Source organism: Corynebacterium sp. CCUG 71335 (genome assembly GCF_024454075.1).
Classification (GTDB): domain Bacteria; phylum Actinomycetota; class Actinomycetes; order Mycobacteriales; family Mycobacteriaceae; genus Corynebacterium; species Corynebacterium genitalium.
The window spans coordinates 1-11,958 of sequence record NZ_JAGPYY010000010.1; the positions used below are offsets into that span (position 1 = coordinate 1).

The 11,958-nt window shown below is 62.0% G+C and carries 11 protein-coding genes; 6 read left to right on the forward strand and 5 right to left on the reverse strand.

Annotation, left to right across the window (positions count from 1 at the left end; genetic code table 11):
- Positions 1 to 682: 682 nt before the first annotated feature.
- The 4 genes from KBX19_RS08000 to KBX19_RS08015 form a co-directional block, all read right to left on the reverse strand.
- Positions 683 to 1,336 (reverse strand): suppressor of fused domain protein, encoded by a 654-nt coding sequence (locus KBX19_RS08000; RefSeq protein WP_255998284.1) that lies wholly within the window; start codon positions 1,334 to 1,336, stop codon positions 683 to 685.
- A gap of 42 nt (positions 1,337 to 1,378) precedes the next feature.
- Positions 1,379 to 1,690 carry a hypothetical protein gene (locus tag KBX19_RS08005; protein WP_255998285.1) on the reverse strand — a complete coding sequence of 104 codons (312 nt, stop codon included), beginning with the start codon at positions 1,688 to 1,690 and terminating at the stop codon, positions 1,379 to 1,381.
- A gap of 124 nt (positions 1,691 to 1,814) precedes the next feature.
- Positions 1,815 to 4,208: a glycogen/starch/alpha-glucan phosphorylase gene (locus tag KBX19_RS08010; RefSeq protein WP_255998287.1), complete on the reverse strand. Its 2,394-nt coding sequence runs from the start codon at positions 4,206 to 4,208 to the stop codon at positions 1,815 to 1,817.
- A gap of 171 nt (positions 4,209 to 4,379) precedes the next feature.
- Entirely contained in the window at positions 4,380 to 5,690 is a 1,311-nt protein-coding gene (locus tag KBX19_RS08015; protein ID WP_255998289.1) for a DUF4921 family protein, read from the reverse strand.
- A gap of 31 nt (positions 5,691 to 5,721) precedes the next feature.
- On the opposite strand from KBX19_RS08015, the gene KBX19_RS08020 reads away from it, so the two are divergent.
- Entirely contained in the window at positions 5,722 to 6,117 is a 396-nt protein-coding gene (locus KBX19_RS08020) for a hypothetical protein (protein ID WP_255998291.1), read from the forward strand.
- Here KBX19_RS08020 and KBX19_RS08025 read toward each other — a convergent pair.
- Positions 6,087 to 7,289 carry a glycerate kinase gene (locus tag KBX19_RS08025; RefSeq protein WP_255998293.1) on the reverse strand — a complete coding sequence of 401 codons (1,203 nt, stop codon included), beginning with the start codon at positions 7,287 to 7,289 and terminating at the stop codon, positions 6,087 to 6,089. The two genes, KBX19_RS08020 and KBX19_RS08025, sit on opposite strands and share 31 nt — an antisense overlap.
- A 167-nt stretch (positions 7,290 to 7,456) precedes the next feature.
- Here KBX19_RS08025 and gdhA point away from each other — a divergent pair, with 167 nt between their 5' ends.
- The 5 genes from gdhA to mutM all read left to right on the forward strand — a co-directional run bounded on the left by gdhA (position 7,457) and on the right by mutM (position 11,905).
- Positions 7,457 to 8,800 (forward strand): NADP-specific glutamate dehydrogenase, encoded by a 1,344-nt coding sequence (gdhA, locus tag KBX19_RS08030; protein WP_255995838.1) that lies wholly within the window; start codon positions 7,457 to 7,459, stop codon positions 8,798 to 8,800.
- Positions 8,801 to 8,880: 80 nt separating this feature from the next.
- The gene (locus KBX19_RS08035) at positions 8,881 to 9,675 is read left to right on the forward strand and encodes a DivIVA domain-containing protein (protein WP_255998294.1); all 795 of its coding nucleotides are present in this window, start codon (positions 8,881 to 8,883) and stop codon (positions 9,673 to 9,675) included.
- A gap of 74 nt (positions 9,676 to 9,749) precedes the next feature.
- Complete coding sequence (locus KBX19_RS08040) at positions 9,750 to 10,310, forward strand: DUF177 domain-containing protein (RefSeq protein ID WP_255998296.1); 561 nt, start codon at positions 9,750 to 9,752, stop codon at positions 10,308 to 10,310.
- A complete protein-coding gene (gene rnc, locus KBX19_RS08045; RefSeq protein WP_255998297.1) occupies positions 10,310 to 11,068 on the forward strand; it encodes a ribonuclease III in 759 nt (252 codons plus the stop codon). Before KBX19_RS08040 ends, rnc begins: the two co-directional genes overlap by 1 nt.
- On the forward strand, positions 11,069 to 11,905 hold the full coding sequence (gene mutM, locus KBX19_RS08050) for a bifunctional DNA-formamidopyrimidine glycosylase/DNA-(apurinic or apyrimidinic site) lyase (protein ID WP_255998299.1): 837 nt from the start codon (positions 11,069 to 11,071) through the stop codon (positions 11,903 to 11,905).
- Positions 11,906 to 11,958 lie beyond the last annotated feature (53 nt).

Consider the following 11,958-nt stretch of genomic DNA (forward strand, 5'->3'; position numbering starts at 1 on the left):
AACTCGTCACTGAACTTCCTAGGCATGATCCAATCCTCCTCTAGAAACGATCGGAACTAAACCCAGGACACTTCAACCCGTCTGGGCCCCAAAGGTTTCAACTTGACAGAAGTAGTTCCGAAAGATTGGGATAGCCATTAACTGTTCTGGCGGAAACCTTGGCCGACTGACCTTTTCGCTAACGCAATACCCTCAGCCTGGCGCTCACGGATAATGGCCCGCTCAAACTTCGCAAACGAACCAAAATGCCGAGCATTGGATCCGCACGCGGATCCGTGGTGCCTTTCGCAAACGTGAGATTCTAATGAAGAAAAGTAACAGTCACGCCCGTGTCGGTAAGTTCATCAACCATACCGCGCGAATCCGTGTGCGCGGTGGAAACTATTGCTGACAACAGCCTGACAGAATCGTTTAGCGTCACGCGCAAGCGTGAAGTACTGCGCGCTCGGAACGTCTAATCCAATCATGTGCTACCAAGGAGGTTTCCAATGGTGCATGCGCTACAGTGCGCACCGGCGACACTCTTAGTGCGACTTTGAACCTCGATGATTTCAAAGCCCTCACTTCGGTAACGTTGGAGCAAAATCAATCCTATAGTCCATCCTCGCCTTTATAAAAGGGAATAAGCTGAAGTGACATCGTAGGGCACACTCCACAACTGCACCTGCGGGAAAACTATCTTTTAGGCCACTGGCGGACGGCCGGGATGGGCACCTTCTGCAAAACCAGCTTCGTAGAGGAGATCGAGCACCTCAACCCCAGCTAGGTAGGCTTCAATTTCCTGCGCGTACAGCGGGAAAAGACCCAAGAAGTGGACTGTCTCACCGCCGAACTGTGTCTTGAGCAGGTCGAACTCAGTATCCAGGGAAACCGCGCCACCGAGAACGAATCCAGAGAAGTCACTGCCCGGATAGGTTTCCTCCAAGGACTCACCCCACTGGGAAGAGGAGCCGTACGACAACCACGAGTTCGTGCTCCGGGGCAAGCGCGCAGTCATCTTCAGCAAGTCTAGCGGCCATGAGATCCCTTCTTGCCCTTCATTCGCACTCGACGTGACCTCATCTAGGGGCCAGTCACCCGGCAGAGTCATGATCAACTCAATGCGGTCGAAGTCTTCTCTGCCCTGAGGCATCTCCATCTTGTGCCAGCTCATACCGGACGTGACCAGTGTCCACAATGGACGCTCTTCGGTGGGCCGCCAGCAGTAGATGTGGACCGGTTGCCCGTCCAGTCCGAGCATTTCGTGGTAGACCCAGTAGTCCTCACCGAGGACGGGGGTGAAGCGCGAAGCGACGAGGTCGTCGGGATTGAACTCTTGTCCTGCAATGTTGTCCATGGCTGGGTTCCTTCTGTGTGTGAATTCAGGGGTCAGGGAGAGTTACCAGCCGTCCTCGCCTGCTTCGACCTTGCTGTCAATCAGCGCGCGGATCGGCTCGTTGTACCACTCCTCCAAGATCTCGGCTTCCGCCAGGCGCATGGCTTGTCCGTGGCAACGACCAGTGACTTCACCCGGTATCCACGGGTTGCCACCGTTTTCTTCGCGCCACTGGGCGATGAGCCGAGCGAAGTGATCATCGCAGCGCTCGCAGGCTGCTTCGTTTGCGTCCTCGAAAGCGGCTTGAATCGTTTCCTCATCGGTAGGTCGGCCAAGTTCCTCGTGTGCCGCACGAATCGTTTCTTTGAAAATCATTGTGGGCCTTTCTCCGTGTGGTGCCTTCAGTTTCAATACGACGGGGGGTGCTGTGGGGTGGTGCTAGGTGATGCGCTGGTTCCCGCCCCGATCCGCTGCACAGGGTCGAATTCAAACAGGGGAATCAGCGGTTGATCGGGGTCGGCTCGATCTTCCACACCTCGTTCGCGTAGTCGCGGATGGTGCGGTCGGAGGAGAAGCGGCCGGACTCGCAGATGTTGATCCAGCACATGCGTGCCCAGTGCAGCGGGTCCGCGTAGTACTCGGCTGCCATGCGGTCGCGGGTCTCTTTGTAGGAGTCAAAGTCACCGAGCACGTAGTACGGATCGGCGGTGTTCCAGCCGCCGTCGATAAGCAGGGAGTCACGCAGGTCGGCGAACATACCGGTGCCGGAGTCGTCGAGGGTGCCGTCGGTAAGCGCATCGATCGCGCGCTTGATGGCGGGGTTGTTCTCGTAGACCTCCTGGGGCTGGTAGTTCTCCTTGAGCTCCGGCAGCTCCTCCTCGCGTGCGCCGAAGATGTAGGCGTTGTCCTCGCCGACGGAATCGACGATCTCCACGTTCGCGCCGTCCATGGTGCCCAGGGTCAACGCACCGTTCATCATGAACTTCATGTTGGAGGTACCGGAAGCTTCCTTACCGGCGGTGGAGATCTGCTCTGAGACGTCGGTCGCAGGAATGATCTGCTCTGCCGGCGAGACGTTGTAGTTCTCCACGAACACAACGCGGAGGAACTCGGAGACCTCCGGGTCGTTGTTCACCAGGTCACCGATGACGTTGATGAGTTTGATGATGCCCTTGGCGCGGTCATAACCGGGTGCTGCCTTCGCGCCGAAGATGAAGGTGCGCTTGGGCACGTCACGCTCACCGTCGTGCTTGATGCGGAAGTACAGGTCCAGGATGTAGAGCGCGTTGAGCAGCTGGCGCTTGTACTCGTGCAGGCGCTTGATCTGGGTGTCGTAGACGGACTCGGGATCGATCTCCACGTGCTCGTGGACGCGGACCCAGTCGGCAAAGTCGCGCTTGTTGGAGGACTTGATCGCGCGCAGTTCCTTCATCACTGCGTCATCGTCAGCGTAGCGGCGCAACTCGTTGAGCTTGTCCATGTCGGTGACCCATGCGTCGGAACCGACGAGGCGGTCCAGCAATTCCGACAGACGCGGGTTGCACATGCGCAGCCAACGGCGCGGGGTGACACCGTTGGTCTTGTTGTTGAACTTCTCCGGGTACAGCTCGTGCCAGTAACCCAAGGTGTCGCGTTTGATGATCTCGGTGTGGATCGCGGCGACACCGTTGATGGAGTACGCGGCGTAGCAGGCGATCCACGCCATGTGCACCTTGTTGTCGTGCACGGGCGAGTATTGGTGAATCGTGTCGGGAGAAAGCTGGCGGGACGCCATGTCCTCGCGGTAGCGGCGGTCGATCTCCACAACGATCTCCCACACTCGGCCGAAGAGCTGCTGGAAGATGGATACGTCCCAGGTCTCCAGCGCCTCCTGGAGGACAGTGTGGTTGGTGTAGGCGAACGTGTTGGTGACAACGTCCCAGGCATCTTCCCAGGTCATGCCGTGGTCATCGAGCAGGATGCGCATGAGTTCCGGGATGCCCAGCACCGGGTGGGTGTCGTTGAGCTGCACGGAGTTGTAGTCGGCAAAACCGCGCAGGTCGTCCCCGTGGTGCTCGATGTAGTTGTCCACCATCTCCTGCAGCGAGGCGGAGACGAAGAAGTACTGCTGGCGCACGCGCAGCACCTTGCCGTCGTAGGTGGTGTCGTTCGGGTAGAGCACGCGGGTCAGGTCATGCACGGCCTCGCGCTCAAGGATGGCGTCAGAGAAGCGCTGGGAGTTGAATGCGTCGTAGTCGAACTCGCTCATCGGGGAGGCGTCCCACAGGCGCAAGGTGCCTACGTTGTCGGTGCCGTACCCGGTGATGGGCATGTCGTAGGGGATGGCACGGACGTGCATGTCATCGAATTTGACGATGCGCTGCTGCGTGCCGCGGCGGACCGCGAACGGGTGGAAGCTCTCGCGCCACGCGTCCGGGTGCTCTTTCTGGAAGCCGTCGACGATTTCCTGGCGGAACAGGCCGTAGCGGTAGAGGATGCCGTAGCCGGTGACCGGGTAGTCCTGCGCGGCGGCAGAGTCGAGGAAGCACGCAGCCAGGCGGCCCAGGCCGCCGTTGCCCAGCGCGGCGTCGTGCTCAGCTTCGAGCACATCGAGGAAGTCGTGGTCATTCTCTGCTGCTGCGCGCTTCGCATCGTCCACCAGCCCAAGGTTGGTCAGGTTGTTCAGCAGCGCGCGACCCATGAGGAACTCTGCGGAGAAGTACGCCTGTTGGCGGGTGGCAGAGTACGCCTCGCGAGTAGCCTCCCACTTGTCGCCGATGTTCTCGATGACGGCCAGGGACAGGCCGGTCCAGAACTTCTTGCGGGATGCGGAGTCGGGGGCGGAACCAGAGACCGAGCGGACGTGGCCTCCAACAGTGTCAACGAATGCGGGCGGATGTGCTGGCATGTTCATTGCGGTGTTTACCTCAGTTATTCATCTGGTTTCATCAGGGTGCGCTTTCGTGCGCCTGCCACTGTACCGAGATTGCGGATACTGGGTGCCGCCCCAACTAGTGCACCCGGGCGACATCAGACAACGTCAACCAGCACCGAGCTGCATCGGGTAATCCCGAGCAACACAGGGCTACTGCAGCACAGGGTTGTAGCGCAACGCGTTGCGCACGGGCGAGCATTCTGTGGCGATGCGCAGCCCGTCGGCTACTCGTCCCTGCTCACGCAACCTGTAGAGGTTGCTTACCATGCGGTCACGGATGTCGTACGGGGACAATGTATTCACGTAGACCTTGGTGCCGCCTTCGAAGCCGGCCAGGGTGGATACACGCCATTTCAGGTTGATGTGCCACGGCATGGGCATGTCCAGGTCGATGGGTTTGTGGTGCCATTCTTCGTTGCTCGGTACTTCCGGGCCGGTCGCCGCGTGGGCGGCGTGAATGAGGTCGGACATCCCGCGCACCTCGTCTGCTGTTTGCAGCCACGGTTCCGGGGTCGCGGACTTGGAGTAAATGTTCATGGTGGGGTAGCGGTGGCCGATGCCCGCCGTCATCACCGCGTGATCGTTCTCCGCGATGATGAGGTTGTGGTAGCTGGCGTAGTTGATGCCCCACTCGTTGTAAATGTTGGGGTTCTGGCGCAGTTTGTCTATCTCAAAGTCGGCTTGCACACCGCGTTCGTCGATCGCAACGAGCTGTTTGTGCAGATGGTCGAACGAGGCACCGGCAGGAGCGAGCCAGTTTTGGAAGACGGACACGTACGGCGCGTAGCGGTTGCGTTCATAGAGGTCGCGCAAGGAATCGATGGTGAACGCGATGAACGCGTGGTGCTCGTCGGGCGTCAGGGTGCCGGAGGACGCGAGCTGGGAAGAGTCCTGCGCGCCGTCGACAAAGTGGCGGCTGCCGATGATCACGTCGTGTCCGCCGCCGAAGTAGGCGGGCACGTGCGCGAGCAATTCCTCTTCGGTCAGGTTGTCGTCGTGGCCGCCGGCTTTCAGGCGCATGCGCACGACGTCGAAGACGTGGTGGCGCCCGGCATCGTCGGCGAGGTAGCGCTCCATGTGGTCTTCGCGGGAGGTGTCCATGTGGAAGCCGTAGTTCTTCGCCCAGTAGTCGTAGGAGACGATCTCGAAGAGGTTGGGCACGCGGCGGAACATCGGCTGCGTGTCGTCCAATTCATGCGGCAACAGGTCGCGGAGGATCTCCCACCCGCCGTCGCGCTGGACAATGCGGGATTTCTCCGGCGGGGTCTTCAGCTTGCGTTCCGCGCAGAAATTGCAGGAGTCGGTGAAGTCGTGCGGCTCCAGGGAGTGCGGTTCTTGCTTGGGTACGGCCAGCGGCCGGTTGCCGCGCCCCGGCACCGTCCACACCTGGGTGCCCGAGAACGGGTTGTACTGTTTGATGGTTCCGTCCGCCATGTGGCTGATCGGGTCGCGGTGAGTCATGCTCCTCAAGGCTATTAGCTAGTCTGTTTTCATGCCTGCTATTCAGTTTGACGTGCTTGTTCCCGACGATTCCGCCGCGCGCGAAGTGGGGGAGGCATTCACGCGTGCGGTGGAGATTTTGGTGCGGCGCGGCAAGCTTAGCGACGGCTCCGTCCGCCACACCGGCACACCCGACCTCCACGGGGACACCCTTGAGCAGCTGCGCGGCGCCTACCGCGAAGAGCGTGGGGAAGAGCCGGCCGGGGCAGTCGTGCACCGCTACGTCATTGAGGCCGACGGGGCTAGTTCCATCAACAGCCTGGCCATGGGCTTGTCGCGCGTACTCACCCCGAAGGCGGATTTGCCGAAGGATCCGGTGGCGCTGGAGCGCCAGATGGACTTCGAGCTTCCGGCTGTCTATCCCTGGGCCGTGGAAGTGTTGAGGTAACCCACCGCGGCCTGGGCGCCGGCACGGATGAGCTGATCGCGAACGTCTGCCTCGGACTCGCCGGGCTCACCGATCTCCACCGTGATCACATCGTCTGGCAGCTCTTCTTCGAAGCCGCCCGCAATGACTGCGACGGTCGCACCGGTGCCCTCGGCGAGCTCGGCGACGACGGAGACCACCTTGCCGCCTGCGGACTGCTCGTCGTATGTGCCCTCGCCGGTGACTACGAGGTTGGCCCCAGCGATCTTCTCCTTGAGGCCGTAGGAAGAGGCGACGGTGCGGGCACCGGAGACGACGTGGACGTGCTCGTCGTTGCCGTGCAGGAACCGCGACAGCCACGTGATGCCCACGGGCAGCGCGCCGGCGGCACCATAGCCGGGCTGGTCCGGGTCGATGCCGGCGAACTCGCAGAAGTGGTGCAACGCGGCATCGACACGCTCGATGTCTTCGTCGCTGGCACCCTTCTGTGGACCGAAGATGCGGGCAGCGCCACGTGGGCCGGTTGCGGGGAACTCGGAGTCCGCCAAGAGCACCCAGTCCACAGACGCTGCCGGAATGTTCAGCTGCGCGGTGTCGATGTCGTGGAGGTCGCCCAAGTTCCCGCCGCCGTGGCGTAGGGGATGCCCGTTGGCATCCATCGGGTTGGCGCCTAGGGCAACGAGGATGCCGGTGCCACCGTCGATCGTGGCAGATCCGCCCATGCCCAGCACGATCGTTGTCGCGCCGCGGCTCTGCGCGTCAGCGATGAGGACCCCAGTGCCGTAGGTGTCGCCGGTGAGCGGGACAGGCTTGTCCTTCACAGCGGGTAGCCCTGTTGCTGCCGAGACGTCGATGTACGCGGTTTCCTCCGCGGCGTTGTAGACGTAGCTAGCCTCGGTGAGACGTCCAGCGGCGTCGGTGGAGGGGAGGGTGACCACGGTGCCGTCGAAAAGCGACGAGGTACCCTCGCCACCGTCTGCCATAGGCATGTGCTCAATGTCACAGTCGATGATGACTGACTGGATTCCTTCCGCAATCCATTCCGCAGCGTCGGCGGCAGAGGCCGTGCCCTTGAATGAGTCTGGGGCGACGATGACGCGGATGGTCTGCGCATCTGGCTGAAAATTAGCAGGTAAGCCGACGTTGTCCTCATCTTCGTTGCGTCGGGCGGGAGCTGGGTAGGGGTGCGTCATCGAAATCCTTCGTTCATGCTCATCCAGCTGGGTGGGGCCGGACGCGGTAGGTTCATAGCTGCCAGTTCACCGAAGACGATAGCAACGGGCGGCAAGAAAAAGCGCAGGGAGTCCATGCGGGACTATAGTGCTTAACTGTCAACCGTTAGAAAAGGAAAGGATCCAGCATGGCTAACTACGACGATGAAATGTCCGGTTACTACGACAAGCTGCTCCGCCGCAACGCCGGCGAACCCGAATTCCACCAGGCAGTCGCTGAAGTCCTCGACTCCCTGAAGATCGTCCTGCAGAAGGATCCTCACTACAACGACTACGGCCTCATCGAGCGCCTCTGCGAGCCGGAACGCCAGATCATCTTCCGCGTGCCGTGGGTCACTGACTCCGGCGAGGTACGCGTTAACCGTGGCTTCCGCGTTCAGTTCAACTCCGCGCTGGGTCCTTACAAAGGCGGCCTACGCTTCCACCCGAGCGTGAACCTCGGCATCATCAAATTCCTCGGCTTCGAGCAGATCTTCAAGAACTCCCTGACCGGCCTGCCCATTGGCGGCGGCAAGGGCGGTTCCGACTTTGACCCGAAGGGCAAGTCCGAGCAGGAGATCATGCGTTTCTGCCAGTCCTTCATGACGGAGCTGCACCGCCACATCGGTGAGTACCGCGACGTCCCGGCGGGTGACATCGGTGTCGGCGGCCGCGAGGTCGGCTACCTCTTCGGCCAGTACCGCCGCCTTTCTAACGAGCATGAGTCCGGTGTCCTCACCGGCAAGGGCCTGACATGGGGTGGCTCCCTGGTCCGCACCGAGGCCACCGGCTACGGCGTTGTCTACATCACCAACGAGGCGATGAAGCACAACGGTGACTCCTTCGACGGGGCGAAGGTCATCGTCTCTGGCTCCGGCAACGTGGCCACCTACGCCATCCAGAAGGCGCAGGAGCTTGGCGCCACCGTCATCGGTTTCTCCGACTCGTCCGGCTGGGTGGAGACGCCGAACGGTGTCAACCTTGAGCTGCTCCGTGAGATCAAGGAAGTCCGCCGCGGCCGCGTTGACGAGTACTGCAAGGAGGCAGAAGGTACCTTCCACTCCGACGGCTCCATCTGGGACCTGTCCGCCGATGTCGCTCTGCCGTGCGCAACCCAGAACGAGCTCGACGGCGATCACGCCCAAAAACTCGTGGACAACGGCGTGAAGTACGTCGCCGAGGGTGCGAATATGCCGTCCACCGCTGATGCCATTGAGGTCTTCCGCAAGTCCGGCACCCACTTCATTCCGGGCAAGGCCGCTAACGCCGGCGGCGTGGCAACCTCCGCCCTGGAGATGCAGCAGAACGCCTCCCGTGACTCCTGGTCCTTCGACTACACCGACGAGCGCCTCAAGCGCATCATGGAGAACATCTTCCGCAACGTTTCCGACACCGCGGCCGAGTACGACCACGAAGGTGACTACGTTGTCGGCTCCAACATCGCCGGCTTCAAGAAGGTCGCCGACGCTATGCTTGCTCAGGGTGTTATCTAGCCTGATCTAGGCTGCGCCACCTGCAACACACCGCCCCGGCCTGCCGGGGCTTTAGTGTTTCTACCAGTACTTTAGAAGTCATGTACCGCGTATTTGAAGCATTGGATGAGTTGGTCACCACTGTCGAGCAGGCTTACGGCGTGCCCATGACATCGAACTGCATGGTTCCCCGCAACGAAGTGCTCGCGCTGCTTGACGACATCCGCAACGCCCTCCCCGTCGAAGTCGACGATGCACAAGACGTCCTGGACAAGCAGGACGAGATCCTCCGCGGCGCCGAGGAGCGCGCAGACGAGATGATCGTCGAGGCCGAAGATCAAGCTCAGCGCCTCGTCTCCGACGCCCACAACGAGTCGGAGTCGATGCTGGGTGAGGCGCAGCAGCGCGCCACCATGCTCGTTGCAACCGCCGAAGACGACGCGAACACGCTCGTCGACCGCGCACGCGAGGAGGCCGACACAACGGTCGACCGCGCCCGACGCGATTCCGAGCGCCTTATCGCTGACGGTAATGAGTCCTACGAGCGCTCTGTGGTCGAAGGCCGCGAAGAGCAGCAGCGTCTCGTCTCCGAGGCTGAGGTCACCCGCCGCGCCGACGAGGAAGCGCACCGTATCGTCGAGACCGCCCACACCGAGTCCAACCGCCTGCGCACTGAGTGCGATGAGTACGTCGACTCCAAGTTGGGTGAGTTCGAGGAAACTTTGACCAGCGTGCTGCGCACCGTCTCCTCTGACCGTTCCGCTCTGCGCCACGGCGCCGGAGCATCCGGCCGCGCTACGCACGCCGACGGGTACGCCCGTTACGACCGTGAGCGCGCTGAGCGTCCAGAGCGCCCCGACCGTGCCGACCGCGCCCGTCGCCCGCGTTCAAACTAACGCATCACCGCCCCTGCCACCTGCTCTGCCTGAATCTGTCGCGGGGGCGGGGACACGGTAGGCTTGTGCGCGTTATGGCTACGAATCCGTTTGTCTTCGATGTAGCCGACGTCCTGCGCGGCGACGGCCTTCCGAAAACTCTCACTCATACCGGCCCATCCCCGTCACGCATCGGCCCCGAGATGATCGCCATCCCGGAAGGCGCCGAAGTTGAGGTGGAGGCAGCGATCACGCCGCTGGGCAGTGGCGTGCTCGTTGATGCTACAGCGACCGCTCAGCTCCAAGGCCAGTGCGTTCGCTGCCTGCGTCCCCTCACCCCGACCGAGACCCTGACCGTCTCCCAGGTCTTTTCCGGTGGCGACGACTTCATCACCGGCGACGCTGAGGATGACGCGGATGCCGGCTCCGGCGACGATGTGCCCCGCATTGTGGACGACACAGTTGATTTGGAACAGGCGTTTGTCGACGAAGCAGGCCTGAACCTGCCGTTCAACCCCACCTGCCAGCCGGAGTGCCCGGAAGATTCCGACGTTCCCGCGCCCGACGGTATCTCCGAAGAAGAGACGGACCGCGTCGACCCGCGCTGGGCCGGTTTGGAGAAGTTCCTCGGCGACGGGGACAGCGGGAGCAAATAGTGCCGCGGGCGAAGAAGAACAAGCTCTCGGGTTCTCAGGCGTGGGCTGAGGCGTTCGCGGGAATCGATCACGCTTCACTGCTGGAGCGTCTCGGTGTTGACGTTGAGCCTGATCTGCTCAAACTGGCGCTGACTCACCGGTCTTTCGCGAATGAGCACGGGACCTTACCGAACAACGAGCGTCTCGAGTTCGTTGGTGACGCCGTGTTGGGTCTCACGATTGCCAACGAGCTGTTCGACCGTTTCCCGTCCCGGCCGGAGTCTGACTTGTCGCCCATGCGCGCCCGCATCGTCTCGCGCTACGGGTTGGCGGATGTTGCTCGCAGCATCGACCTCGGCGCACACGTCCTGTTGGGGAAAGGCGAGGAAGCCACCGGTGGCCGCAAGAAGGACTCGATCTTGGCGGATACGACCGAAGCCGTGCTGGGTGCAATCTACCGGCAGCACGGCTTTGATGTGACCCGCGACGTGATTACCCGGCTCTTTGACGACAAGATCGAGAACGCGCATTGGATCCAGGACTGGAAGACGGAGCTGCAAGAACGCGTCGCAGAGCTCGGCGGCAACCCGCCCGTCTACACCGCCACGGCCAAGGGGCCGGAGCACGAGCAGATCTTCACCGCCGAAGTCGCCATCGACGGGGTTCGCCGTGGCGTAGGCCGCGGCCAGAACAAGAAGACAGCGGAGCAGAACTCGGCCCGCGAGGCATTCTTCTTCCTCAAGGAGCACCCTGAAGCTGTCGCGCTGAGGCAGAAGTAAATGCCCGAACTCCCCGAAGTCGAGGTAGTCCGGCGGGGGTTGGACACGCACATCGTCGGCAGCACCTTCGACACCGTCGAGGTGCTTCACCCGCGCGCTGTGCGCGGCAACGATGTCGATCTCACGGAGATCCTGCCTGGCCTGAGTGTCACGGGCACAGGTAGGCGCGGCAAGTTCATGTGGCTCGAGCTTTCCGACGGCGCCGCGGTCATGGTCCACCTCCGCATGTCCGGCCAGATGATCGTCGGAGAACCAGGGCTCGTCGACAGCCCCCACCTGCGCATCCGCGCGCTCATGCACGGCGTGGGTTCCGCGCCATTCGAGCTCGACTTCATTGACCAGCGCACATTCGGGTCCTGGCAATATACGCAGCTTATCGACGGCATCCCCGCCGCCATCCCGCATATCGCCCCGGACCCGTTCGAGACGGATTTTGACCCAGTGGCTACCGCCCGTGCGATCCGGAAAAAGAACGTGGCCATTAAGACGGTTTTGCTGGACCAGTCGGTGGTCAGCGGCATCGGTTCTATTTATGCCGACGAGGCTATGTGGGCCGCCGGGATCAAACCCACCCGCAAGGGGCGCGCCCTACGGCAGCGCGACGCAGTCCGGTTGCTGGAGGAATCTCGCGCCGTGATGGCCCGCGCGCTCCAGGCAGGCGGAACGAGCTTCGATTCGCTCTACGTCAACGTCAACGGCGCCTCCGGTTACTTCTCCCGATCCTTGAATGCGTACGGGCAGGCGGACGAGCCGTGCGCCCGCTGCGGTACCCCCATCGCCCGGACCGTGGTCAATGGCCGATCCAGTTATTTTTGCCCGGTCTGCCAGGTGCTTTAGGCACTGCTCCTAGTAACCATTACGTCGATGGGTCGGGTTGCCGATAAACTCCC